Source organism: Citrobacter sp. On2M (genome assembly GCF_018035235.1).
Lineage (GTDB): Bacteria > Pseudomonadota > Gammaproteobacteria > Enterobacterales > Enterobacteriaceae > Citrobacter > Citrobacter meridianamericanus.
Genome location: NZ_WPCV01000003.1, coordinates 325,202 through 348,107, shown reverse-complemented (window position 1 = coordinate 348,107; position 22,906 = coordinate 325,202). Strand labels below are relative to the sequence as shown.

The 22,906-nt window shown below is 48.0% G+C and carries 42 protein-coding genes, 1 tRNA gene and 2 pseudogenes; 14 read left to right on the top strand and 31 right to left on the bottom strand.

Annotated elements, in window-relative coordinates; all coding sequences use genetic code 11:
• Window positions 1-55: 55 nt before the first annotated feature.
• The 4 genes from On2M_RS10360 to On2M_RS10345 all read right to left on the bottom strand — a co-directional run bounded on the left by On2M_RS10360 (window position 56) and on the right by On2M_RS10345 (window position 2,346).
• The gene (locus tag On2M_RS10360) at window positions 56-886 is read right to left on the bottom strand and encodes a hypothetical protein (protein WP_210904781.1); all 831 of its coding nucleotides are present in this window, start codon (window positions 884-886) and stop codon (window positions 56-58) included.
• Between the two features lie 61 nt (window positions 887-947).
• Window positions 948-1,199 (bottom strand): hypothetical protein, encoded by a 252-nt coding sequence (locus On2M_RS10355; RefSeq protein WP_210904780.1) that lies wholly within the window; start codon window positions 1,197-1,199, stop codon window positions 948-950.
• Between the two features lie 10 nt (window positions 1,200-1,209).
• Window positions 1,210-2,115, bottom strand: a complete 906-nt coding sequence (locus On2M_RS10350) for a phage antirepressor N-terminal domain-containing protein (RefSeq protein WP_210904779.1) — start codon at window positions 2,113-2,115, stop codon at window positions 1,210-1,212.
• Window positions 2,116-2,190: 75 nt separating this feature from the next.
• A complete protein-coding gene (locus tag On2M_RS10345; protein ID WP_115396188.1) occupies window positions 2,191-2,346 on the bottom strand; it encodes an Arc family DNA-binding protein in 156 nt (51 codons plus the stop codon).
• 89 nt (window positions 2,347-2,435) lie between these two features.
• On the opposite strand from On2M_RS10345, the gene On2M_RS10340 reads away from it, so the two are divergent.
• Together On2M_RS10340 and On2M_RS10335 are read left to right on the top strand one after the other, a co-directional pair.
• Window positions 2,436-2,669 (top strand): Arc family DNA-binding protein, encoded by a 234-nt coding sequence (locus tag On2M_RS10340; RefSeq protein WP_210904778.1) that lies wholly within the window; start codon window positions 2,436-2,438, stop codon window positions 2,667-2,669.
• The gene (locus On2M_RS10335; RefSeq protein WP_210904777.1) at window positions 2,669-2,872 is read left to right on the top strand and encodes a hypothetical protein; all 204 of its coding nucleotides are present in this window, start codon (window positions 2,669-2,671) and stop codon (window positions 2,870-2,872) included. The genes On2M_RS10340 and On2M_RS10335 overlap by 1 nt, the downstream gene beginning before the upstream one ends.
• Window positions 2,873-3,004: 132 nt before the next feature.
• On the opposite strand, the gene On2M_RS10330 is transcribed toward On2M_RS10335, so the two are convergent.
• Both On2M_RS10330 and On2M_RS10325 read right to left on the bottom strand, forming a co-directional pair.
• Window positions 3,005-3,178: a hypothetical protein gene (locus On2M_RS10330; protein WP_210904776.1), complete on the bottom strand. Its 174-nt coding sequence runs from the start codon at window positions 3,176-3,178 to the stop codon at window positions 3,005-3,007.
• A gap of 73 nt (window positions 3,179-3,251) precedes the next feature.
• A complete protein-coding gene (locus On2M_RS10325) occupies window positions 3,252-3,491 on the bottom strand; it encodes a hypothetical protein (RefSeq protein ID WP_210904775.1) in 240 nt (79 codons plus the stop codon).
• On the opposite strand from On2M_RS10325, the gene On2M_RS10320 reads away from it, so the two are divergent.
• Together On2M_RS10320 and On2M_RS10315 are read left to right on the top strand one after the other, a co-directional pair.
• Entirely contained in the window at window positions 3,478-3,828 is a 351-nt protein-coding gene (locus On2M_RS10320; protein WP_210904774.1) for a hypothetical protein, read from the top strand. The two genes, On2M_RS10325 and On2M_RS10320, sit on opposite strands and share 14 nt — an antisense overlap.
• 66 nt (window positions 3,829-3,894) lie before the next feature.
• Window positions 3,895-4,248 carry a hypothetical protein gene (locus On2M_RS10315; protein WP_210904773.1) on the top strand — a complete coding sequence of 118 codons (354 nt, stop codon included), beginning with the start codon at window positions 3,895-3,897 and terminating at the stop codon, window positions 4,246-4,248.
• A 1-nt stretch (window position 4,249) separates the two neighbouring features.
• Here the strand turns inward: On2M_RS10315 and On2M_RS10310 are convergent, their stop codons facing one another.
• The 25 genes and pseudogenes from On2M_RS10310 to On2M_RS10190 all read right to left on the bottom strand — a co-directional run.
• On the bottom strand, window positions 4,250-5,989 hold the full coding sequence (locus On2M_RS10310) for a lytic transglycosylase domain-containing protein (protein WP_210904772.1): 1,740 nt from the start codon (window positions 5,987-5,989) through the stop codon (window positions 4,250-4,252).
• Between the two features lie 211 nt (window positions 5,990-6,200).
• Window positions 6,201-6,611: a hypothetical protein gene (locus On2M_RS10305; RefSeq protein WP_210904771.1), complete on the bottom strand. Its 411-nt coding sequence runs from the start codon at window positions 6,609-6,611 to the stop codon at window positions 6,201-6,203.
• Window positions 6,611-7,045, bottom strand: a complete 435-nt coding sequence (locus tag On2M_RS10300; RefSeq protein ID WP_210904770.1) for a hypothetical protein — start codon at window positions 7,043-7,045, stop codon at window positions 6,611-6,613. Before On2M_RS10300 ends, On2M_RS10305 begins: the two co-directional genes overlap by 1 nt.
• 11 nt (window positions 7,046-7,056) lie before the next feature.
• A complete protein-coding gene (locus On2M_RS10295; protein WP_210904769.1) occupies window positions 7,057-8,544 on the bottom strand; it encodes a DUF3383 domain-containing protein in 1,488 nt (495 codons plus the stop codon).
• Window positions 8,541-9,050 carry a hypothetical protein gene (locus On2M_RS24210; protein WP_247604967.1) on the bottom strand — a complete coding sequence of 170 codons (510 nt, stop codon included), beginning with the start codon at window positions 9,048-9,050 and terminating at the stop codon, window positions 8,541-8,543. The genes On2M_RS10295 and On2M_RS24210 overlap by 4 nt, the downstream gene beginning before the upstream one ends.
• A complete protein-coding gene (locus On2M_RS10285; RefSeq protein WP_210904768.1) occupies window positions 9,047-9,418 on the bottom strand; it encodes a hypothetical protein in 372 nt (123 codons plus the stop codon). The genes On2M_RS24210 and On2M_RS10285 overlap by 4 nt, the downstream gene beginning before the upstream one ends.
• Window positions 9,393-9,839, bottom strand: coding sequence for a hypothetical protein (locus On2M_RS10280; RefSeq protein WP_210904767.1), 447 nt, complete (start codon window positions 9,837-9,839; stop codon window positions 9,393-9,395). Before On2M_RS10280 ends, On2M_RS10285 begins: the two co-directional genes overlap by 26 nt.
• Window positions 9,839-10,231, bottom strand: a pseudogene (locus On2M_RS10275) (DUF4054 domain-containing protein); the annotation flags it as partial. The gene On2M_RS10280 and the pseudogene On2M_RS10275, both read right to left, overlap by 1 nt.
• Window positions 10,221-10,532: a hypothetical protein gene (locus On2M_RS10270; protein ID WP_210904766.1), complete on the bottom strand. Its 312-nt coding sequence runs from the start codon at window positions 10,530-10,532 to the stop codon at window positions 10,221-10,223. The gene On2M_RS10270 and the pseudogene On2M_RS10275, both read right to left, overlap by 11 nt.
• Window positions 10,533-10,584: 52 nt before the next feature.
• Window positions 10,585-12,120: a DUF1073 domain-containing protein gene (locus On2M_RS10265; protein WP_348772784.1), complete on the bottom strand. Its 1,536-nt coding sequence runs from the start codon at window positions 12,118-12,120 to the stop codon at window positions 10,585-10,587.
• Window positions 12,120-13,733: a TerL protein gene (locus tag On2M_RS10260; protein ID WP_210904765.1), complete on the bottom strand. Its 1,614-nt coding sequence runs from the start codon at window positions 13,731-13,733 to the stop codon at window positions 12,120-12,122. Before On2M_RS10260 ends, On2M_RS10265 begins: the two co-directional genes overlap by 1 nt.
• 3 nt (window positions 13,734-13,736) lie before the next feature.
• Window positions 13,737-14,285 carry a terminase small subunit gene (locus On2M_RS10255; RefSeq protein ID WP_210904764.1) on the bottom strand — a complete coding sequence of 183 codons (549 nt, stop codon included), beginning with the start codon at window positions 14,283-14,285 and terminating at the stop codon, window positions 13,737-13,739.
• A gap of 1 nt (window position 14,286) precedes the next feature.
• Window positions 14,287-14,496, bottom strand: coding sequence for a hypothetical protein (locus On2M_RS10250; RefSeq protein WP_210904763.1), 210 nt, complete (start codon window positions 14,494-14,496; stop codon window positions 14,287-14,289).
• 1 nt (window position 14,497) lies between these two features.
• On the bottom strand, window positions 14,498-14,707 hold the full coding sequence (locus On2M_RS10245; protein ID WP_210904762.1) for a hypothetical protein: 210 nt from the start codon (window positions 14,705-14,707) through the stop codon (window positions 14,498-14,500).
• Between the two features lie 66 nt (window positions 14,708-14,773).
• A complete protein-coding gene (locus On2M_RS10240; RefSeq protein ID WP_210904761.1) occupies window positions 14,774-15,001 on the bottom strand; it encodes a hypothetical protein in 228 nt (75 codons plus the stop codon).
• The gene (locus tag On2M_RS10235) at window positions 14,998-15,390 is read right to left on the bottom strand and encodes a hypothetical protein (RefSeq protein WP_210904760.1); all 393 of its coding nucleotides are present in this window, start codon (window positions 15,388-15,390) and stop codon (window positions 14,998-15,000) included. Before On2M_RS10235 ends, On2M_RS10240 begins: the two co-directional genes overlap by 4 nt.
• A gap of 248 nt (window positions 15,391-15,638) precedes the next feature.
• Window positions 15,639-15,926: a hypothetical protein gene (locus On2M_RS10230; protein WP_210904759.1), complete on the bottom strand. Its 288-nt coding sequence runs from the start codon at window positions 15,924-15,926 to the stop codon at window positions 15,639-15,641.
• On the bottom strand, window positions 15,923-16,261 hold the full coding sequence (locus On2M_RS10225) for a hypothetical protein (RefSeq protein WP_210904758.1): 339 nt from the start codon (window positions 16,259-16,261) through the stop codon (window positions 15,923-15,925). The genes On2M_RS10230 and On2M_RS10225 overlap by 4 nt, the downstream gene beginning before the upstream one ends.
• A complete protein-coding gene (locus tag On2M_RS10220) occupies window positions 16,261-16,728 on the bottom strand; it encodes a glycoside hydrolase family protein (protein ID WP_101699713.1) in 468 nt (155 codons plus the stop codon). Before On2M_RS10220 ends, On2M_RS10225 begins: the two co-directional genes overlap by 1 nt.
• Before the next feature lie 11 nt (window positions 16,729-16,739).
• Window positions 16,740-17,075, bottom strand: a complete 336-nt coding sequence (locus On2M_RS10215) for a hypothetical protein (protein WP_101699711.1) — start codon at window positions 17,073-17,075, stop codon at window positions 16,740-16,742.
• Window positions 17,065-17,358 carry a hypothetical protein gene (locus tag On2M_RS10210; protein ID WP_101699709.1) on the bottom strand — a complete coding sequence of 98 codons (294 nt, stop codon included), beginning with the start codon at window positions 17,356-17,358 and terminating at the stop codon, window positions 17,065-17,067. Before On2M_RS10210 ends, On2M_RS10215 begins: the two co-directional genes overlap by 11 nt.
• Window positions 17,359-17,811: 453 nt before the next feature.
• Window positions 17,812-17,886, bottom strand: a tRNA-Asn gene (locus tag On2M_RS10205).
• A 307-nt stretch (window positions 17,887-18,193) separates the two neighbouring features.
• On the bottom strand, window positions 18,194-18,958 hold the full coding sequence (locus On2M_RS10200) for an antitermination protein (protein WP_210904757.1): 765 nt from the start codon (window positions 18,956-18,958) through the stop codon (window positions 18,194-18,196).
• Window positions 18,955-19,101 (bottom strand): YlcG family protein, encoded by a 147-nt coding sequence (locus On2M_RS10195; RefSeq protein ID WP_210904756.1) that lies wholly within the window; start codon window positions 19,099-19,101, stop codon window positions 18,955-18,957. Before On2M_RS10195 ends, On2M_RS10200 begins: the two co-directional genes overlap by 4 nt.
• Window positions 19,098-19,268 (bottom strand): annotated as a pseudogene (locus On2M_RS10190) (recombination protein NinG); the annotation flags it as partial. The pseudogene On2M_RS10190 and the gene On2M_RS10195, both read right to left, overlap by 4 nt.
• A 58-nt stretch (window positions 19,269-19,326) precedes the next feature.
• Between On2M_RS10190 and On2M_RS10185 the strand changes: the two are divergent.
• The 10 genes from On2M_RS10185 (at window position 19,327) to On2M_RS10140 (ending at window position 22,898) form a co-directional block, all read left to right on the top strand.
• Window positions 19,327-19,575 (top strand): hypothetical protein, encoded by a 249-nt coding sequence (locus On2M_RS10185; RefSeq protein WP_210904755.1) that lies wholly within the window; start codon window positions 19,327-19,329, stop codon window positions 19,573-19,575.
• Window positions 19,576-19,604: 29 nt separating this feature from the next.
• Window positions 19,605-19,865, top strand: coding sequence for a hypothetical protein (locus On2M_RS10180; RefSeq protein ID WP_210904754.1), 261 nt, complete (start codon window positions 19,605-19,607; stop codon window positions 19,863-19,865).
• A 54-nt stretch (window positions 19,866-19,919) separates the two neighbouring features.
• Window positions 19,920-20,096, top strand: a complete 177-nt coding sequence (locus On2M_RS10175) for a hypothetical protein (RefSeq protein ID WP_210904753.1) — start codon at window positions 19,920-19,922, stop codon at window positions 20,094-20,096.
• A gap of 95 nt (window positions 20,097-20,191) precedes the next feature.
• A complete protein-coding gene (locus On2M_RS10170) occupies window positions 20,192-20,458 on the top strand; it encodes a hypothetical protein (RefSeq protein WP_247604966.1) in 267 nt (88 codons plus the stop codon).
• Window positions 20,455-20,613, top strand: coding sequence for a hypothetical protein (locus On2M_RS10165; protein WP_210904751.1), 159 nt, complete (start codon window positions 20,455-20,457; stop codon window positions 20,611-20,613). The genes On2M_RS10170 and On2M_RS10165 overlap by 4 nt, the downstream gene beginning before the upstream one ends.
• Complete coding sequence (locus tag On2M_RS10160) at window positions 20,610-20,816, top strand: cell division inhibitor protein (RefSeq protein WP_087857310.1); 207 nt, start codon at window positions 20,610-20,612, stop codon at window positions 20,814-20,816. The genes On2M_RS10165 and On2M_RS10160 overlap by 4 nt, the downstream gene beginning before the upstream one ends.
• Window positions 20,817-20,826: 10 nt before the next feature.
• Window positions 20,827-21,144, top strand: coding sequence for a hypothetical protein (locus On2M_RS24205; RefSeq protein ID WP_247604965.1), 318 nt, complete (start codon window positions 20,827-20,829; stop codon window positions 21,142-21,144).
• Between the two features lie 79 nt (window positions 21,145-21,223).
• Window positions 21,224-21,517 (top strand): host-nuclease inhibitor Gam family protein, encoded by a 294-nt coding sequence (locus On2M_RS10150; RefSeq protein WP_210904750.1) that lies wholly within the window; start codon window positions 21,224-21,226, stop codon window positions 21,515-21,517.
• A 5-nt stretch (window positions 21,518-21,522) separates the two neighbouring features.
• On the top strand, window positions 21,523-22,416 hold the full coding sequence (locus tag On2M_RS10145; protein ID WP_210904749.1) for a RecT family recombinase: 894 nt from the start codon (window positions 21,523-21,525) through the stop codon (window positions 22,414-22,416).
• Window positions 22,416-22,898: a siphovirus Gp157 family protein gene (locus tag On2M_RS10140; protein WP_210904748.1), complete on the top strand. Its 483-nt coding sequence runs from the start codon at window positions 22,416-22,418 to the stop codon at window positions 22,896-22,898. The genes On2M_RS10145 and On2M_RS10140 overlap by 1 nt, the downstream gene beginning before the upstream one ends.
• Window positions 22,899-22,906: the final 8 nt, after the last annotated feature.

Genomic DNA, 22,906 nt, shown 5'->3' with positions numbered 1-22,906 from the left:
AGGTTAATGGACAGGATTTGAGATTTTTTTGGCTCTATAGCAATCGTCTGCATGGTTATTTACTCGATGCACCAGTTATGTTTTTGCTGATGTTCCCTGCAAGCTCGGCGGCCTTTTCGGTTGCACTATTCGCCACATTAAGAACGGGCTCGGAAACTGTTTCGAGAGCGCTTTTAAACCCGGTCGTAATTGCGCCAGTGGCGCTGTCTGATAAGTCTCCAAGTGATTTTTTTAGTGATGACCATGACTTGCCTAACTGGTCTACCGTTGATGGAGTAGATCCTGCATTTTTCTGGAATCCGCCAGTCCCGGTTACTCCCTGGCTTATCTCGTCATCAGTTGGCCTGGCGTTTGTCTGTGCTCCGGAAAGCGTCACCTCCATCTGCTGCATAACTTCCTGGAATATCAGAAACACCGTAAGCATTGACACTCCGCGCTGTGAGGTGACTTCGTAGTCGTGATCTACAAGGTCATAGCTCTGAAGCGTTTCTTTCGGCGTCTCAATGTCGTAGGTCTCGGTCGCAGCCAACATCTCTTTGATGGTGTTTAGCGTTGAGCTTTGGCTGGTGAATGTCAGGTCAAAAATATTAGGAATAGATCCGGTAAAACCTGAAAGTCCGGTGATGATGACTGAGCATCGAATGATGGCTGGTTCTTTAACCTTGTTTATAGACTGATACTGACCTTTTTCCACCGGTGCGTTTGTTATCTGCGCCCTTCCGCCTGGCTGAATAGATGCCATGCCGCTGAACTCAAGCGCCACTGCGTTGGTCTTGCTGTTGCGGATCACATACTGAGGATGGAGAACGCTGTCGATTATGGAAAGCGGAGATCCGCCACCGATCGCGTTGAATATGTCTGCTGTGTTGAGGCTGAGAATGCTCATCGGTTCTCCGGGCAATAAAAAACCCCGCCGGAGCGAGGTTTGGGTATTAGTTCTAAGCTTGTTATTTGATGATAAACTTCTCAACCAATATGCTTAATCTGTCATATATATCGCATGTTTCGATAAAATCATGAGAAATTTCTTTCATGATTAAATTTCCTTCATCATCAATTATGACAACCGAATAGCACCACTCATCGTCACCATTTTCGTTCTCACAAACAACAGAAGATAATGAAGCTTCATAAGATTCACCGTCGCGATTGAATCTAAACGATGATAGGGTGGTTTCCCCGATAGTTTTCATCGACATTTTATACTCCTTAAAGTGCAACATTAATTCGATGGCAAGCTTTGTCTCGCACCGCGGTGTATGAGGCTATTTCTTTTAGCGCCCAACTTTGCTCAGCCATGATAGTGCGTAGCGCCTTTAGCTCTGCACTCACCGCGCTAACGTCGTACCCAGCTGATGTTAGTGCAGCAACCAGCTTGTATGCAGGACTGCAATCAACAAGAGCACTGCGATCAAGTGCTATTGTGTCACCGCATTGCTGACGGATAACCGTGTATGGAGCATTTTCGACGAACCACGAAATAGGAAAGTTGATATCCAGTTTTGGCGCTGGTAATGCTTCTTGCTTGCCGAGAAACTCTCCCTCAAGCACCACGCGATGAACATATTCAATGGCTTCATGTATCTTCTCGGGCTCCAAATCTTCGATGCTGTCCACATTGAATCGCTGGTGAATCATTGCATAGGCTTCCGGGTACATCAGGTGCTTTTTGCTTACAAGCATATTCACGGCATCGCGCAATGGTGTGCGCTCGTCTACCGTTGTCTTTTTGCGCGGATTTTCTGCTTTGCCTTTCGTCCAGTAATCATGGAGAACAGTGAAGCATTCTTCCTGATACTGGATCAGCTTGTCGCGAATATCTGCACGAACTTTCTCAGGGTTGATACTGAACAACCAACCGTTTAGTTTCTTCAGTGGGATGCAAAGCATCTTCTGAACTCCACCTTTTGAAGGTATAGAGATATCTCTACACCCGAACTTTTCTTTTTGTTTGCGCAGCTTTACCGACTGACCAGTCCAATCTATCCCGATATTTTCGACGATTTTACGCATGGCAACATACGTTGCACCTGCAGCCATCACAGCAATAATCTCCTGGCCATTGAAAGGAACGTAAGAGGTGTTAACTGCTTCAAGAATTGCTATACTTGTCATGTTGGTTTTTCCTCAAGATTGACTAACATCCGAAGCCCTGACTATCGCAAGTAGTTGGGGCTTCAACATTTCAGGTTACAGTAATCCATCACGTTTCAAGCTATCCATTAACCTTTTTGCAATTTCGCTGTTTACCGATCTCCCCTCATCTTTTGCCGCTTTCTCAATAATCTCTTTAACATCTGCAGGAATTCTCAGGTTGTACTTAGGTGCATCTGACGGAACAATCATATTACCTCCATATCATTTTAGTATAACCGTTATACCATTGTGACCTGAGTAATGCAAGGGTAGTATTACGGTTACACCATGGAGGCATCATGTCTAGAGAAGAGCCGCAGATAAACATCCGCGTTTCCAATGAGTTAAAAGAGAAAATAAGGTTGCGAGCAAAGAACAACAGAAGATCTATGAATGCTGAAATTGTTCAAATTCTGCTTGATGCTGTCTCCAACGATGTGAGTAGCAAAGAGGAATTCGCTTCTCGCGAAGCTGAAAAATTCAAAGAAGCGCTTCTTGAAACGCTAAATAAAATGTGCAGCAAGGATAAGTAATGGAATGGATCATCGGAATTATTGTACTCGTCTTCGTGGCTAGCCTTTTCAAGCCAAGAAGCTGCGATATCTGCGGTGCCGGTTTCAAGAAGAAATACTTCACATGGACTATCGACGGCAAGAAGCAGCATCTATGCCCCTACTGCAACGGCAAGATGAATAGGCGCAACAGCGACCGTCGCTTTAAGGATAGATTTGGTTAGTACGACGACCCCCATAGCAACCGTAATACTAACCACCGTACAACTATGAAGCAGACAAGTGGTATGGAAACAAAGTGTTCGACAACGACGCCGTTGAGGTAACAGAGAAAATCATACATTTTTTACCTCTTCTTAGCTTTTTATGGATTCAATTAGCTCGTCTTTAGCGATGTTTTGCATGACCTTTACGTTAAACCCGAGGAGCATCAGCAAGCCACCAATGATGAGCTTGCCGCCCCACACGATATGAGAGGTTCCATTACCCGTGGAAGATAATTCAAAGCGTATAAATTTTTCAGTTTCCATTCATGAAGTCTCTGGGTTAATTGACGCATTGAAGGGCGAAGGGATAGATGCCTACATGCCACCTCATCATGGGCTAGCTTTTATCAAGAGCGGCAAGCAATGATGTGCGCAACTCTTCTTGTGTCATTTCTAACTCGCCTGTTTCTGCTTGCCGGCGAAGGTCATCGACAACCATTTTTGTGAATTCCGTAGGGGTAATCTCGCTCTCGATAGAGACCTCTCTCCCGAGAAGCAATGATATCCCACCCAAAATTAGGCTAAAGGCATTGCCAATATTTTTTAACGATGGAGTGTAAACGATGGAGAGTTTCATTTTTACCGTCCGACAAGAAGATGTTGAATCTTTGAATGAAGCAATGAGTAAGTGGCATTTAGAGCATAAGCCGCATGTGACTCTCGCATTCGACAGTTCAACACCGCTAGAGTGGGTGCAAGTGATTGTTAACGGAATAACAAGCCCGGCAGCAATGAACTGCTTATCTGCAGCTATAGGATACTTCGTCGCCAGAAATAAAGGAAAAAAACTAGCGATACAAACCAGCGACGGAAAAAAGTTCATCGCAGAGGGGTTCAGTCAGCGTGAAATCAGCATCTTACTGAAAGACTCTCAAGGATATGTTGTTGTTGAGAATGACAAAAAGCCCACCTGAGTGAGCGTTGAGTGTTTTTGCTTCAGTTAATGGGTAGAATCAGGAAAACAGCATAAGGGATAAAACATGAAGCTTAAGTCGATTTATACCATTTTGATATCAATTGCATCATGTCTGCCTTTAATGGCGGCAGCCTCTCTTACAGAGCATCAACTCCTTGTTTCATGCAATAAAAAAGCTTCATCTCTGGTTGAGTCTTTTGATGGCGATCTTCAGAACCTGAAGGAATCAAGAAGACTTGATCTTCTTAAGCTTGTTTCTGATGGGTGCCAAGGTGGTTACAAATCAGCCAGAGATGGAATGCAGTACAAAGATATCGAAAGATATCTCACACAAGAATCATCTAACTCTGAACTCCCTGTAGACCTTATGCTTGAGTCCGTAAAGGCTGGGTATTCCCTATACAGCAACGGAAACTAGATCACCTGACGATGCTAGAAAATGCCGCGTTTGTCGATGCCCGGCTAGCTTGTTGATTGATACTCTTTGTCAGAGCGTCAACTGTTGTCGGGTTACTGTTAACGTTCACTGTATTGATGTGAGTGCTGTTTTGTATCTGAGGCTGCCCACCACTTGACGCCAGTTGATATGGCCTGTTATCTGCCATTCTTCCCTGTGTTGCGTAATAGTTGCGGGCATTGCCTATGTTCCCATAGACCTTGCCAGTGTACTCACGCGTTTCTTTTGGTAACTGTGAGATGTCGCTACCATTAGCGATCCACTTATCAACGTTACCCATTCCCCAGTTATAAGCTCTGAGAGCGTTATCGACGTTACCATCGTAGCGCTTTAGTAACACTCTCATGTAAGCGCCGGCTGCTGCTCGAGATTTCTCTGGATCTAATCTCTCATCTACTTGAGAATCGACACGAAGCCCCATATCCATTGCTGTGCCACGCATTAATTGGTACGCGCCAGTTGCCCCTGAAACATTGTATGCAAGGGGGTTTCCGCCCGACTCTGTCATCATCACGCCATGTAGAAGATCATCCATTTCTCCCGGTGACTGCTGCATCCTTCTTGCTGACTGCGCGTGTTGTTCAGCACCATTTGATGTTACGCCTGTAGCGTTAGCCCAACCACCTGCATTCCATCGTTTAACTATCGAATTCCATAGTGAATCGGTCTTGTCTTTCTCTTTCGCGGCGTCAGCAATGTTATTAATCGCTTGAACTCCCGCCATTCCAGCAAGAACAAGAGGGTTAAGCCTCAGCCCTGCGGCCAGCAACAGAAGAAGCGCATTCGCCCCGCCGACTGATTCTGTCAGTTTCTTAACTGATTCTCCGGCATCGCGAAAGAACCCGATGATGTCGCCATGGTGGTCTTTGATCCAGTCACCAAACTGTTTTAGCGCGCTCATAACTTCAGGTGCAAAGGCGATGGCTATATCCTGTCGGATGCGGTCAAATTGCGCGTCGAGTTGCCCCAAAGTAACCAGCAAGTTTTCCTGCTCTTTCACCTGGGCGGCGGTGATGTTCGACTTCTTCGTTTCTGAGTCGACCAGAGACTTTAACTCACCAGATTTAATCTTGGCTGCGTCTGTCGGGTCGAACCCGGCGGCCGCCATCACCTGCATCAGGTTTTCCTGAGAGTGTGATTTGCCGTAGCGGGTGAACTCTCCAAGCGCCTTGTTAGGGTCACCAAGGTTATTGATGTTCAGCCCGGTACGCGCGCCCAACACCATCAGGTTTTGTGCTGCGCCGGTGAGCCCACCAAAGATTGTCGGGTCTTTGATGTTAGCCAGCGCCATTCGTGCGTTACCAGAAGCACCGATGAACGCGTCAGCATTAAGCCCTGCCTGCTCGAAACCTCGTCGCATACCAAATAAACGGTTTACATCAGAGCCGAAGAACTTAGCCTGTGTACTGGCACGAACGATTTCATTGGCAGTGGATGTGAATAGTTGCTTGATACCATACAGGCCAGCACCTATACCAAGGAACCCGGCAGCGGCAGCCGTAACGTTACGGAAAGCTGATGTGGCTGACTTGCCAAACTTCTCAAGCTCTTCCCGCTGCTTTTTAAGCTCTTTCTCGCGCTCTTTCTCAGCACGTGAAAGCTCTTTGTTTAGCTTTCCAACCTCTTCGCTTACTTTGCGCTTACCATTCAGGAACTCGTCTGCTTTGACGGTTACTTTGTAAGCAAGCTCCTGAATAATCATCGTTGCTCCTGATGCTTATGCCACACGCGCTGATTGAAGTTTTCCACTGAGATAATCTCGAGCAGGTTGTACATATCCGCTACGGAAAGCTTTTCCTGTAAATCGAGGTAAGAGGCTTTTCCGGAGCAGATAATGGCGTTGATGGTTGATGAGATATTGACGGGGGAGACTAACTTAGCCGGTGGAGCATCTTCCTCAAGGAAGGGATACTTTACTCTCCGGCGATCGTTAAAAAATTGAAATTAATCTCAAACACCTTGTCCAGCAGGGAGCGAATGGTCGAAACCTCTTCGAAGTCCAGAGAACCATTCACTTTGCGCTGCTGGCGCTGCCCTTCATTGGTGATGATGATATCCACCGTCGACATCAGGCGGTCGCGCAACTGTCGGGCAACTTCCGGAGATGATGCAGAGATGACGCTCAGGCCAACTGTTGCCAGCCCGGCGCACCCCATTGCGATCACATCAGCCGGGATGCTGCTGTAATTAGAATCACCCATAGCGCGGAAGATATCCTGTGCCAGAGAGTCGGCATCCCACGCCGACATCTCAGTAATGAGGAATTCCTTACCCTTATCGCGGCCTTCTTCCTCAACGATGAAGGGGATCTCTTTACGTGCCATCAGATTGCGCTCCGTGTGACGGTCTCAAAGTGGAATACTGCCGGGCGTGGCTGAAGAACTCGGCGACCCGGAGGAGTAGGTGTCCAGGTGTAGAGGACTCCGTTAACGAAGTTCCACTTCGCCCCCAGCGCCGGCACGGTCAAAGTGGCGTTGCATGCAAACGCAGAAATTGCCGTTCGCTCGGCAGCAATCCAGTCATCAATCAGGCTGCTGGCATTCGATGTTGCCATCAGGTTAATGGTGAACTCTGTCGGGTTGAAGACGAATCCAGCGTGGTATTTACCATCAGCAGACATCATGTCTTCTTTGTTCTGCAATGCGCCGGTTTCAAACATGTTGTCGGCTGCGTAATCATCAACGTCAAAACCGCCGGGATAGTAAGCAGGTACGACGATGCGCAGCTTACTGTTAGCCGAGGTAATATCTATAGGCATGGTTTATTCCCTTATAAAATAGCGGTTGAGGACATGGTAATTGACTGAATAAGTTGCCCGTCAACATAATAGAAAATGACGCCTTTCAGGTCTCGCTCAAGACGCGCCGCGCCGGTTTGCGTCGGGATATACAAGTACCATCCCTCGGAATACAGCGTCGCGGAGATATCTTTGCCAACTGTGTTATTCACGATGCGGATCTGCGCATTATCCAGCACGACACCTTTCTGAATTGCGCCGAACGTCAGAGCCTGGTTAGCAACGTCAATTGTGGCCGCCTGAATCGCACCGTAGCCGTTTTGGTTGAACGGGTAGGACTGATTATTGGTGAACAGGTTGGCGTATGCGCTGACCAGATTAGCGTTAATCCATACCTGATCGATGAAGGTATCCAGCCAGACGAATTTACCGGTAATAGCACCGTCAGATGCGTACTGAGCCATGGTCTTATTCAGGCTGTAAGCACCGTAGAAGTTGTAACCGTTCGATTTCAGAGCCTGAGCAGTAGCCAGATCTGTCACGTTAGGGGCCAACCCCGGGAAGCCGCGGAATTTGAACGAGATACGCCCATTGGTGCGAGCAAAATCTACCGATGCGGCGTAGGCCAGCGCGGTTACCCCGTACAGATATGTGCCGTACACCGGGAAAATGTTCTCGTAGCCATTAGCCACAACCACTTTCTGCACGAAGCAGTTAGCATTGTTGGCGACAGTTCCTTCAGCCGTAGTGTCATGCACGACATAGCCAAAGCGGTTTTTGCTGCTGCTTGCCCATGCGCACAGCTCTGTTTTCTGGTCATCGGTAAGTTCGACCAGCGAGTTAAACAGGATCCAGTTCTGGTTGACGTTGATGATGTTATTCATCGTGTCTGTCAGCGTTACAGCATCGGAACCCGGAGATACGATTGCCGCAGTTGCCTGAGTAAGCAACAGTCCGGTAGCCAGTGCGCCAGCGGACGCATAAGACACTTCGCTATCCGCGCCGGTAGTGGCAGAGCGAATAATGAAGCGGTTAGCAATCGGCAGCCATTCTACCGCGACCTTGCTTGCCCCAATACCAACCTGCAGCTTTGATGCAATGTCACTGAAGCTGGTAGCCGTTGACAGGTCGATTGACGTACTGGTGACCGATACGCCGTCAACTGACAGGGTGATGGTCCCTGCCGGGATTGCCTTCAGGGTGGTCAGCGCCACACCTTTCAGATTACCGGACAGCAAATATCCAGCAACGTCAGCAGTAACGATGCGGTACATCAGCAACTCACCAGGAATAACAGATGAGTTTTCGTAGCCGTTGAAATACTGCTGCGCGGCGAGGAATTCTTTTGATTCGCTGCCCATCAGAGCAGAGACATCGGAGGATGAGAAATAAGATTGCACCGCTCCGACCGGGATAAGCTCGTTATCGGTCAGCATCAGGCCGTTAGCATCAACCGCAGAACCGGCAGGCGTAACGACATTGGGCGTGATATTAAAATCCGTTGATAATGGAATGGTCATATATCTACCTGTTGTAAAGTGATTTCGGCCTTGTCGAAGTAATCCTGCGGGAACGACACGGTAATATGAGCCTGTAAAGAAAGAGTCAGGGTCCATCTCTCCTGCCACTGGCTTTCGGCGTCGATCATCGGCGCCTGAATGGCAGGTGATGAGTAAAGCGGCGCAATCCGGGCGTCGATGGTTTTGATGGTGTCGTAGCCATAACTACTCGCGAACGTGGTTTCGAGTGCAATCGCTCGATCCCCTGCACCCTGACCATAGATATCCACCTGAATATCAGCCTGGCGAACTTCTGTGTATCCCATGGCGCTTGTTGCCGGAGAGCCAGTGTCCTGCTTGATGTCTCTCGTCGTGGATAACCGGGTAAATCGCAAGGGGGTCAGGATGCAGAACTGGCCTTTTAGCATCGGAACACGGTTTGCCTGCGCTTGCTGGCATGTGCCGGCGATCGGCTCGATGTACCCAGCCAAATCGTCAATGATTTCGTCTAGCGTGTAATCATTCATGGGCTCACCTGCAATACAGCAATCAGACGACACCAGTCAGGCCACAACTCCACCGGTTCGACGACAAGCCATTGCTCGCCATTAATCACGAAGATATCGCCGCCCTGCTCCATTTCGCGCTGCACGCTGAAGTAGTTGCCATTGACGTAAATCACCTTTGCCAGCCCCTGAATATTCAGACCGTCGACGTGTTGCATGTCGCCGCGGCTGATAGGCTGCAATTGAATGGTGACGTTCTGATCAGGAAGGTAAGACGGAAATGGCTTGCGACCGGGTCCGATAGTTTCACCGGCGTATTTCTTCAGGATTGCTGAGATATTGGGGTTGATGCTGGTGATCGCGTTATTCGCTATTTGTCTGAGATTCAATTTCTCCCACCTCGTAGCTAACGCTGTTTAGCATGTTTGATGTGTCAATCAGCGGCTTATCAAACCCTTTCTTCGCAATGGTCACTGGTGAAAGTGGCGGAGAATCAAGTGATCGAATAGATTCTTTAATGTCATCCACGATTATTTCACCAAGCAGAGAAAGAACGTCTCTGGTCTCATCACCGTTTTCAATCAGCTTGGCTGTTGCCTCTTGCCATTCCGTTTCATGTCCAGCTATTGCATTGCGAAAGAATGGTCTTGGCGGTTGGTTATTTGCCGGGTTACCAAATTCGTTCGTCGCAGCAACCATTGGGACAGGGGTTCCGTCTGGATAAGTAGCCCCTTCAAGGAATCCAACTTTTAGTTGAAGATTTCCGAATGAGCTTGCTGCTTTATCCAGTGCATCCATTACCTTATCCATCAGTACCTCCGGTAATATCCGTAGGGATAATTTGATGGGGAATGACCGCTTATATACTGGAAGGTGCGGAATGGTGCCGTAGCATTCCAGTAATCAGCGCCATACTTTGTTTGCATGTACCATGCTGAGTTTGCTGTTACCCCTGGCATATCCGCATGAACGCTAACTGAACCCTCTGATGCGCTGTCAATTCGCCCTACCAATCCGGATGGAGACTGCCCATTAGCGCCCGAATACAGAAAGGCAATATGGGCAACCAGCATATTCAGCAGCATTGCGCGGACAGCCAAATCCGACACACGACTAAAATCGGTGTTATCGAGATAGATGGTTGCCTGGGTGAAATACTGCTGAAGGAGTGCGTCGTCGACAGATGAGAATTCAGGATATCGACTTAATCAGGTTGACGTTCTCGTTAATGACGGCCTGCATCGCGTTTTTAAGCTCATCATTCATCGTGAACTTAACCGTGAATCCGCCAGCTTTTAACGCGGAGTGTAGAGAAACGTCGGTATTTCGCAGAGTCTTATCGACAAAGCGATCTGCAAGTTTCTTGGCAAGCTCGCTGAACTTTCTCTCCCACTTCTTGCCGAGCTTCGCCAGCCTGCGTTTTAACTCATTCGCAGGACTGGCATCCATCGCCATGCTGTCTTTGTATCCAGCTTCAAGCCAGTATCGGTAAGACTTGTTCATCTCCCGAACCAGCTTGAGAAGCTCAGCGCGATACCACTCATGAACTCCGGCGTTAGCCCTGACTGGACGAAGGATTTTCTGGGTCTTCGAATCCTTCTTCGATGGACTCGTTTTCGTACTCTTCTTCGTCATCTTCGGATTCCATCATGTGGTATGGGCTGGACTTGTCTGACTGGCGCATACTCCTGATCGCGTCAAGGTCGAACACTCCGGCTTCGGCGTAGTTCTTGTCAGCCTCAGACTGATGTTTCATGACCTCGGCCTTCTCGGCTTCTGTAAGCTCGTACAACGGCAGGAACTCAAAATCGATATCAGGGTCAATCTCACCGAATTCGTTCAACTGAATGACATCCAGCACCGTTTTAAGCGGGCTCCTGAACAGATTCTCCTGCATGGCGTGAATTGAGTCGTAGAAGACGCGAATCTCACCATCAGACGAAGCGTTGAGGCCGTTTGGCGTAATCCCAAGCAGCTTTACCAGAGGAATGCTTGATACCGATGCCATTTGTTCTTGCGCTTGAGCCTGGAGAGCGTCGACACCGGACAGGCTTGTCACGAACTGGAAGAATTCTTCCGCATCCTTATCAACAAGGAACATTCCGCGATTGTCGCGAACCTTATTGAAGAACTCAGCGCGCATGAACAGGTTTGGATCCGCAACTCCAGATAACACGTTTTGCATGTTCGTCTTAAGGCCGTACACCACAAACGAGTGAACCAGATCGCTTACGCTGTCACGCGTTCTCAGCCAGTTCTGTATGTAGGGCTCTGCCATCTGGCTAAGAGACAGGCCGCCAAAGTTGTACGCTGCTTTGAGAATGTCTGGCACCTGACGCGAAATCATCGTCAGCATACGGCTGGCGTGAACTGTGCGCCCCATGACGTACCATTCGGCCGGATTGAAGAAATCAGGGCTTAGCGGGTTGTCAGCGTTATACACGCCCGGGTAAGTCCACATAGCCTCGATAACGCGGAACCCGTTCAGGCTGCCTTTGGTTATCTTGCGAGGGCTGATGTAGAGCTTCTTGTCCAGCTCATCAGGAACCAGCCAGGCAGAGTTACCGCTCGGTGTCTTCACATCGATGTAAATCTGGCCCCGCCCGAAGTAACCGTCATGCTCTGCGGCTTCACGGAACTTTTCACGAACCTGAAAGCGCCTTAACGCGTCATCCAGTTGGCGAATCTTGTCGGCTTTGTCGTCACCTTCATCTTTTCCGACGTGCTTCAACTCAATCCACTTGCGCGTCATTTCCTCGGCGATCGTGCCAGTAATCTTGCGATACTCCGGCAGCTGGGCAAGCTGTGACAGATACGGATAGCCGGGGAAGCCACCATATCCATATGCTGTGATATTGGCTGAATTCAGGTAACTGTAGGGGGTGGAGTCCATCGCCAGAGCAGCATCACCGATATGCTCAGGGATAACCCCCGGCGGCGGTGTGTAGCGCTCAATCTGGCGAAGCACTTCACCCTCTGACTTAATCCTTTCCTGCTCATTCAGCATCGCCAGCGCACTTGCCAACGACATGGGCTGTTTTGCCTCTTCCTTTGGAGGCTCAGCTTTTTTCTTTTTCCAGCGTTCAAACACTATGCGAGCCTCAAAAGTTCTTCAGATATGCGTAACGGACCTCTGTCAGGTGACTTGAGGATTACCAGGCTATCTGCGCAGTTAGGTGACAAGGCTCCATCCGGTTTCTTATCGACCAGAATCTTCCCTGCTGAGTTTTTGCTATATGTTGGCTGGCTTAATTCAGAGGTTAATCTTGGTAATGCAGCCATTTTTGAAGAGAGAGAAATAATTTCGTCTGCGTCGTATTTCATTCCATTAATGGCGCGATATGTATTCAGGAATAGAGTCCTTAGATGCCACCATGATTGGGCTTTGAAGTTTTGGAAAAAGTCTTTGTTGGTGATGCTTCTTCCATTTGCATCCTTCATCAGAACTTTGTCAGGGTTTAATACTCCAGAACTTCCCTTATACGCATTAAAGTTAACAGGTCTCTTGCCGGCTTTTGTGCGCTCATCGTTAACCTGCTTGGAGTCTCCTCTGCATCCTGCTCCAATGCCATCTGCATCATAAAGGACATCACTGCAACCGTTGTCATCAGCAAGGTTTGTCGCTTTTACAACGGTCTGGAAGATATCAGAACCTTTTCCGCTCCACTCCTCACAAACATCAACCAGAATTCCATGACCTGATGTGAAGGCGTTTTTATCAATTCCCTCGTCAGCCACGTCAAGCGCGCCTTTTCTAGCTCCTGATGGTTCAATGCCCAACTTGATATGTGCATCGATAGCAGCCTGAACCCACGATGACGGAATAATCACGCCTTCCACTGATGCGTTGTAGTCGATGTCAATTTCCTGCGCCACGGTAACAGGATCGAGTAACTCCACCTGCTTGTCATACCACGCCTGGTCTTTACGAGGATCATCCCGCCAGTGGAATGTGAACACTGGTATCTTTCCACCATGGCGTCGTATAGCGAAGCTATTGGCGTTACCATTGGGGGTTGAAATATCTTGTCGGCAGTTGGTCGTTGCAGAAAGCGAGGCGTCAACTAATGTGGGTCGCTCAAGGAAAGCCGCTTCATCTACAATGTAGAAGCTAGCGCGATCGCCTCGCCCTATGCCGTCGCCACACTCACCAGAGATAATAGAGCTGGTATGTGGAAACTTGATGCGCATGTGAGGCGCGTCTTTATCCCTGCTCCATCCATGACGGAATTCCTTGGGTAGCAGAGACATAAACATGCGAGCTTTTTCAAGCAGGGATTTTGGTACGCCAATCTTATCTACGTATTCTTCTTTTCGGCTACCTATGCCAACGCTTATGCCTTTGTTGAAGTTGCACACAGTGCATGCTAGAGCGACTGTAAGCCAGCTCATACCCATGTCACGCGTCTTTTCAGTGATTCCTGGCTCTTGTGCTCTCCATCTATCCATAAACCATTCCATCCATTCTTCCTGTCGTGGGAAAAGCAGGAATGGAATATATGACGGTAGCCCTCTTTCTGGATTACGAGGGTCGTACGTCATACCCCAGTCAATAATGAACTGGGCTGGATTATCTCTGTAGAAAGAGCTAAGAATCGGAATGGAGTCAGGAGTGTTTCTTATGCGCAGGATCCGCTCCTGTCGCCATTCGAATACCTGAACATAATCCGGGTTTCGGAAGTCGAACGGGAAAGGAATTGGCATGATTTAACCCATCAGGTCTTTGTATTTCTCGGCAGCCTCTTCGGCGCTCATTTCAGCAGTAACAATAGGTCCGCCATTAGCACCGGTGACTTCAGTTTTAATATTCTCTTTGAACGCTTGAACATCGACATGCTTTCCGAGCAGCTCGAGGTTTTTCACCTTGTCAGGCCACTTAATTTTCTTCAGGAGAGCAGCGCTATCAGTAGATGCCATCTCGACAACATCCATTCCCGATAGTGTTGTACGCCACACTTTAGGCCAGTCTTTAATCGGCTTCAGTTCGCCGTTGGCTAGCAGGATGTCAAGTACATCCATCTGGTCGATTTCTGTTAGGCGGCGCAGCACATAGGCAGCGTCAACGCCAACCTGCTCGTTGCGATCGGCTTTAAGTTCTGCAATGCGATTTAAAATGTCATCATTTGTCATCAAGCGATAAGCCTGATTGCGGGCTGACTTTTCGCTGAACCCTGCCCGTATGACTGCCTGAGTGGCGTTGAGGTCTTTAATGAACTCACGGGCAAACAGCTCTTGTTTGTCTGTGAGCTTTGCCATGTTATGTATTCCCATTCACCGTAGTGATATTTACTACAACCTCGCCAACCTTAGTTGTGGAGTTTGATTCAAACAGCCGACAATAAGCAGCCATAACAGAATCAACATCTTTTCCGTCATCACCGGAGCAGCCATGGGTAAGTCGCCATTCAATGGTGCGAAGAATTGACTCTTGCACGTCGAACGGCATCTCTTCGAATTTCTTTGTCATGTTATTTACTCTTTTCGATGGGGATTACTGTAAAGCCACCAACTGAAGATTTCTTAATTGCAGAAATGCTTGGGTTGTCTTTTTTGGGGTGGAAGTAGATAAAACAATCATCCATTTCAGGCTTAAACCCCTTAATGAAACCCACGTGCTGGAGGTCTAGTTCTCCTTCAAGATACATCCATAACTGAAACTCACCGACATCAATTAACATAATCAGAATTTCCTGCTTTCCGCTCATAGGAGCGAATCGCATTTTGAAGGATAAAATCTGGCAGTGTTATATTGTCACCAACACTTCGCCTGAATTTGAGTTTCTAATCCATGCAATAGTTGGCGGAGTTATCTGTACAAAGCCGCGAATTACATATCCAGGAGAATTAACATCAGGTTTAGTGAGAGAGTCCGCAACAAGAATTACCCCTGAACATATTTGTAGCAATTTTGTTTCTGTGCCAGTGGTTACTTGCTGCCAATCATCACTGACGGTTATAGTCGTTGTGCTCATTTAAAAATCACCTCCTGTCCGCCAGCCAATGCTGCTGTTACTCCAGTGCTTAATGACCTACCAAGTGATACAGAAGATCCTGGAGGAACAAAAAATGAGATTACCTCTCGCCTGTTGATTGCTACTACTTCTCCGCTATTGGCGACCTCTGTATTTCTTGTTCCAGAAACAAACACTCCATCTACTGTAGCTGTGATAGTTGCCTGCCCTCCGACATCAGAAGGAATGCTTTGATCTATTGAGTATGTTACGAATGCAGGGCTTGTTTGAGATAGAACAAATGGGGTTCCAAAAGGCCTTCCGTTCGCTGCCACTGAATTTATAGTGATGCTTTGCGATGAATTTCCCCCGGTGGATCCGATGGCCTTAATATTTTCTGGGATTATCATACCTTCTCCTTAGCGCAACGGTTTCTCTGCTTCTCAGTAGTGATTGGTCACTTCCGTCTGTTCCGGCCTGCCAAGATGGTGAATCACGCTCCTTAGAGGGTCACACAAATCATTTAGCGCACAGCCTGTCCCATGTGTCGTTATGGGTGTTTATTGCTTTTACTGTTCTACCATCCATCACATCAGGATCTTTCCCATGAGTGATGATTGGCTGAAAAGCTGTACACGCGCTATCGACGTATACGTATTTAATCTGCGGAGTGGTATTTCGATCCACGCATGCGCTGGCGAGCAGCATCATCAGACAGAGACTGATTTTCCTGTGTAACATCTTTCACCGCCTTTATGGTGGCCTCCTGTTTTATGGTGATGTTCTGTGCCGTCTCTTTTTCTGAGTTTGCACTCTTAACATCAGCGTCAGCTTTTGCCTCTGTCTGACCTTTGTTTTTCGCTGTGAACCAGGTAAGAGCAACAGCACAAATTATCCCTATTGCACCAATTATGTACTCCCATCCGACAGCCATTAACGAACTCATTTTGACTCCCTCATTTCTACGGCCTTGTCTTTCAGCTTTGACTGCCGAACGAACTGAGCAAGTACCGCGATCACAACCATGCCCTGGCTGATGTAACCGAGAATGTCATGAGGGATATAGCCTTTGATGTCTTCAGGCAATAACGTCCAGGCCTGAATAGCTGCATCAGGGAAGCTCTGTATCCATGCTCCCATCATTGCGCCCATTGAAGCCAACCAGACAGACCAAGTCTTGAACAACAGCTTTGCGTGTGACACGAACTCGAGACGGGTGTATCTCTGGGCCATTAACAGAACAACAATAGCAACCAGGCAGAATGCGATGAATATTTTCATCAGATAACCCCCTTATAGGCGTCAAGCGTCCCGGTTCGCATTACCTCTGCGTGACGGTTTGCACGGTTTGGAGTTTGCTTTGCCCATTTGCTTGATAGCATTCCGGATGCAGCACCAGAGAAGTTACCAGAAGACACCATAGCGAGAGTGTTCTTGAACCCCGCGAGCCCCTGAACGCCCATCTGATAAGCCATGCTAATTAGGATATCTTTGCGTTCCTGATTACATGCTTTCATCGCGGAAATGATGAGAGGGTTTTCATTCATCTTTTTGATAGTTGAAGCAACGAATGACTCCAGCCATACATCGCCCACTTCACGAGGAACGGTGAATATATAATTGCTCAGAGATGCACCCTTTGGCCCAATCTTCACACCACACGCTACAGTGGGATAACCCTCCGTATCGATGTATGGCCGCTCCTTATACCCCTCTTCATAATTGAGGATTTTCACAATGTTACTCATTATTATTTCCTTCAGAAGATGAGATCTTTCTGCACGCTGGGGTAAGCTCTGGGGGCATCAAATGTGTGAACCTTGGAACCTTCTGGCGAAATGATCACCACACCAGGTGATTGGCCATTACTTTTCTGTGACGCCAATTCCTGCTCTGCAGTACGGCGCTTTAAATCTGATGCAGTCAGCCGCTTTGAAAGGCTGCTGTTTTCTTTTTGCATCTGGACGATTGTTTGCTGACTATTGTCAATAACCGCCTGGATGTTGTAACAGGCGAATGCAGTTATTAGGAAAAAAAGCACAGGCATAATCCTGATAACATAACGCCCAACCTTCAGCTCAACGTTATTTGTCATCACTTTCACCATCTGGTCCGAACCCAGGTGGATGGATACGCCTTATTATTGATGCACCCTGCCAACCGGCAGCGCCGCAACCAATACCCATAACGTATAACGACCACCCGTTCGTCATTGAAAATAAAAACATCATCATTCCGGCAAAGAGTGACACGATCACATGATTAAAGAGCGGAACTCTTTCATCAGGAGAGCTGTAAGCATACTTCGCCAGTGAGCCAACCAGATTCATGATGACCGCGAGAAGCAGAGCCGGAATGAAGTCGATTCCGTTTGCCATTGCGTAGTCTCCACCACTCTGGTGGCTGCTTAAAATGCGCCTGGCCGTAAAACGGCGCGGGGAGAGACTAGCCAGGCCGCGAAAGATGCGACCCTCAAATTGAGGGACTTGTTCACATTTATTAATGTGGATCTTGTTTAATGAACAAATCCGAACTAAGTTACATCCGTCTGATCAGACGATATGGGCCTTCGGTCTTTGTTCGTGAGTCGATTCACGGGCAAGATGGCGGTGAGTAGCGTCAACTACTTACCGTCGCCCATTTTCACGAAGCCCGCCATAGTGCGGGTTTTCTTTTTTGAAGCGCACTAAACCACCGTAGCCACAGATATTCAGCAGTGAGTTGGTTGGGTCTGGTTCTTGGTGGTAATGCGCTCGAAAAAAGCCAGCGGCGCGGCTGGCAAGATGAGGGTAGTGCGTTGAGCTTTCGCTCTTATGGTCCTGGTAGGAATTTGGCGGGACAGGAAGGATTCGAACCTTCGACCAATCGGTTAACAGCCGATCGCACAACCTCTGTGCTTCTGACCCTGAATACAAAAAGCCCCTGCATTTATGCAAGGGCTTAAATGGGTGCAACTATCATATCTCGGCCTGAGAAACTAAGGATTCTGATAGCTGCCGGTGACTCAGTTTGCAAACCTCTCAGCTTGCTGATGGTTGGAGTACCAGACGATGCGTCGAAGATACCAACTAGGCAGTTCAGTGGTGAGCGCCACCTCGCTTATCTCACCGCCAACGAAGTCAGTAACCCATCGTTAGAATCGAGATTAAACAAAAATCGCCACTTTGTAAAGTGTAATTTTCTAGATAAATCCTATTTCGTAGAAAATATTCACTACTGTGTGACTTTGTTCAACATCCGGTTTGCGTATTCCTCCTGTTTAATGCACTCACCTACCAGGCTTTCAAAGAAATCCTTATAAGACCTGCGCCACGTGGTTTCAGGTATATCCATCACTGTCGCGCAGATATATTTACGGACGCTATCCGGTAGCAATCTCGCATATCCTCGCCCATTACACCGGATGCATGTTTTATAAGCTGGAACGCCGCCTTGTAGAATAGTTTTCTCTTTGTCCAGAACCATACCTTTTCCATTGCACTGGCAAGCATTGGTCAGCACACCCTTCCCTTTGCATTTGTGGCAAAGCACCTTAACCGTTTCCCGCCTTTCCTCCAGATTAGGTCTGCCGATGTGCTTCATCGTCATCACCTGCGCTTCTACGAATTTATTACCTTGACAGCAGTCGCACGTTCTGGTGCTGGCGGCGCTACGTGAGTAGTCAGCAAATGCGAACGTTGCGAGTACTTGCATTACTTTCAGCTTAATATCTGTCTCGAGCTTGCGTAAGGCTGCAACCTTATCGCACTGCTCCATTGCATATTGAGTTAAAAGTTTGATCGCCCGGTCGCGGTCATAGTCGCTGATATCCATCTTGCCGAGGAAAGCGCTAAATCCGAGAGCGGCGCGTGTTTGTGTCATGCCAATCGCCGCCATGATGTCAGTTCCGGTCAAAGAGTCTGACGCCGTGGCGCGGGGAGAGTCGCTAATCATCGTTGACTTCGCAAAGTGATATTTCACTGTATTTTCGAGATTCATGCTTCTGCTCCTGATGGTTTATAGCGACTGATGTAATTGCGTAATATCCGGTAGTCAGTGGCAAATGAGCCAGGGTGACGATAGATGCGTAACCGTGTCCAGCGCAGTCGAATGTGATCAGCAAAGTAGGATTCGAATGTCATACATCCTCCAGTTTCTTTTCCATTTCACGACATTTGCGCCGGTACTCATCGCGGATCCGGATGAAGTCTTCGCGCCGGTATCTGGTCATTTCATGCGGGCCATTCAGCCAGTCAACCAACTCCTGCCCAAATCGCTCAACCAGAGTTGCTTCATATTGCTGGGCTAGCCGCAAGCCGGATATCAGCACCGGCCATTCAATCACCAAAGCAACCACTGGAGGACATATGACCAAATTTATCGCAAGCAACAGCGTTACACGGCGTTATCTGAAACGTGGTGAGCTGATGGCTAAACGACGCGCTGAGGCTGCTCAGAATGCGTCACATGAAAGAAAGCTGGATATGAGCCGCGTAGATAGAGCCACTTCGCTCGGTAGTCTGCGTGACAGCAATACAGGCGGATCTGCATGTTTGCCAGAAGTTGCAATATTCGCAGCAGGTCATCGTAAATCCGGGCAGATTACAGCGCGGTAAATCTACTCCACTTATTTAGAGGTGAGGCAATGGAAACATACAAATTCTTTATGTTCAATCCTGACAACGGATTCGAGACTTACAAAACAGCTGAAGAAGCAAAATCTGCTGCTGAAGAAGCAATTGACTACTACCGTGGCGATGCCGTGGATGGATGGCCTGATGAGGTGAATCAGGTTTGCTGGGGTGAGATTAAACAGGAAACACAGCAAACAGATTTAAGACTAAGAAATGAAGAAGATAAGAGTTGTTGCGACATGATTTGCGACTACCAGTTAACTGACATTTGAGGTCGCTTAGGCGGCCTTTTTATTAGCTCAAGAGAATCATAAAGAGGAAACAAAATGCGCTATATCGTAATCAATGAAGGTATTAGTCGTGAACAACGCCGCAAATCTCGTCACGATACTGTGAGTAATCGAGAAAAACGCCGCAAAGCACACCGAATGAACCGTCCTGAAAAGATGTATATGGTCAGTAACGGACATCTCAAATTATGCAACTTCTTCAATATTAAATAACGGTTACTAACCCGCTCCGGCGGGTTTTTATATCTCTCCGCATTCAATGAGTGTGGGTAGATATGAAAGCAGTATTTAACGTTCTGGAGATGATTATGACTATCGATATCGAATTTAAATGCAAAAGTGCCACCGTCAGTGGAAGTAAATGGGATGAGGTTAACGTAGCGATTGACTCGGTAGACATACACGAATTACTAGAAGCCATTGGTGATAAGAAGGTTTTCGAAAGCATTGACCTTGATGACTACATCGACTCAGCAGAATCAGCCGGACATACCGACGACATTCTTGAACGACTTAACGCCGATGAGGTGATTGAGTGGCTTCGTAGAAATGGTCATCTGGAGACTGATTCATGACAGTCACCCACAACGGCAAGCAGTACCACGCATCAAAACTAAACGACAACGAGTGGCAACCCTCATCAGTCGATAAACCTCGCGAGAAAATCACAATGAACCGCTGGCAGATGCACATTGCCGGGTTATTGCAGCAGGTGGAGGGTAAATCATGAGCCTACATCATTACGGAACGCAGGAAGTTAACCGTGGCGCAGTTCAGCCTGGAATGCTGGTTAAGCACAAAGATGCTACGTGGACGGCATCGGCACACAAGCGCGGGAAGCTGTATCTCCATCGCGGATGTGAGCGTACTTATACGAAAGAATTGCTCGTTGAAGTTTATCTTGGCGGGCTTGGTGGTGGATTGAGTCATTGAGGATGATTACATGAGTGAGTTCAAAGGAACACCGGGCCCGTGGGAATGGTGGACAAGTAATTCATTCCTGCGTTTATCAAGCCGGGCGACAGGTAAAGATGGTGGGGTAATTGACTCCTACAAAATGAGCGATGGGCACACTTCTTTATCGGTGAAGTATGAAGATATGGCCCTTATCGCTGCAGCTCCTGAACTACTAGAAGCGTGTATTCGGATGAGAAATCAACTTTATGCCGCCGGATACGAAAGCAAAGAAAAATCACTGAACCCAACAGAAGAGTTGCTGTACCAAACAGAGCAAGCAATCAACAAAGCACTCGGCAAGTAAACCACACCAAACACCTATTCCCCCTACTCGTCCGGCTATAGCAGACGGGAAGCGCACAACCAAATTTCAGGAGCCGATTATGGCTGCATATCTCGTTCAAGACCGTATCGAGGCGCAGAACTGGACGCGCCATTATCAGCAGATCGCCAGAGAAGAGCGTGAATCTGAACTGGCTGATGACCTTGAGAAAGGATTCCCGCAGAGCAAACTGGAATCATTGTGCGTTGACGAGTTGCAACGTCGCGGGGCCAGCAAGAAGGCCATTTCAAAGGCATTCGATGATGACGTCGAGTTTCAAGAAAAGGCCGCTGAATTTATTCGCTACATGGCAGAGACAATTGCTCGCCACCAAACAGATATTGATGAGGAGTAGTAACAATGAGCCTCAGTATTGTTGAGTTCGTAAAACAGCAAGAGCCGCTCTTTGTTGGGGCGGTTACAGACCAATCAGTCACATGGGCTAAGGAAAGCCAGTTTGCTATTCAGTACTTCCAACGTAACGACTACTTAGCCAAGACGGCGCTATCAAACCCTACCAGCGCACAGAACGCCATTATCAACGTTGCGGCGATCGGGATCACCCTTAACCCGGCAAGCAAGCTGGCTTATTTGGTGCCTCGTGATGGAATGGTATGTCTCGATATCAGCTATATGGGCCTTCTACACCTAGCTCAGTCTACCGGATCCATTAAGTGGGGACAGTGCAAACTGGTGTATTCAAATGACACATACGAATCGAACGGACTCGATACTGCGCCAACCCACAAATACAACGCATTCGGCGATCGCGGTGATGTAGTAGGCGGTTACTGCACAGTTAAAACTGCTGACGGCGATTACCTGACAGAAGAAATGAGCCTGGCAGAAATCAAAGCTACGGAAGCAACCAGCAAGGCAAAAAACGGACCATGGAAAAACTTCTGGGAAGAGATGGCGCGTAAGACCATCGTTAAGCGAGCCAGCAAGTATTGGCCCCGCGCAGAGCGTCTGGATAACGCGATCCACGTCATCAATGAAGATGAGGGTGTTTTCCAGGAGCCAGTTATGGCGCACAAGTCAGAGGAAGACATTCGCGAGGATGCTAAGAAACAGCAGCAAGAAATCATGGATAAGGCGCAATCGCTGTGTGAAGAAATGGCGCATGCCGAAACCATGGCAGATCTGAAGCGTCATTTTGCTGAAGCATACCGGCTCACAGCAGGGATGAAGTTGCAGCAAAACATCCAGGCCATTTATTCAGAATGTAAAATTAAATTTGAGGAGGCCGCATAATGACCGATCTTTATCAGATCGCCAATGACTTCGCCAAACTTACCGATTCAGACATGCCGCCTGAAATGATCGCCGACACTCTTGATGGTATTGAATGGGAGCTTGAGGAAAAGGTCGAGCAAATACTTGCCGTGTGCAAAAACGAACTCGCCGATGCAGAGGCGCTCAAGGAAGAGGCTCGACGACTTATCGAGAGAGCAAAAGCATCTGAGAATCGCGTAGTAAGCCTTAAAGAGTATGTCGCCAGATCACTTGAAACTGCTGGGAAGAAGTCCATGAAGGCAGGTTTGCATCAGGTAACTCTTCGCGCCCCGTCAAAGTCTGTTGAAATCACTGATGTTAACGCCATTCCTCCTGATTTTGTCGAGTATGAAACGACAATCAAGCCTGACAAGTTGGCAATAAAGCACCAGATTGAGGCCGGAATTGATATCCCAGGAGCTCATATCAAGCTCGGAAAACCCTCTCTGATTATCAAATAGGAGGCGAG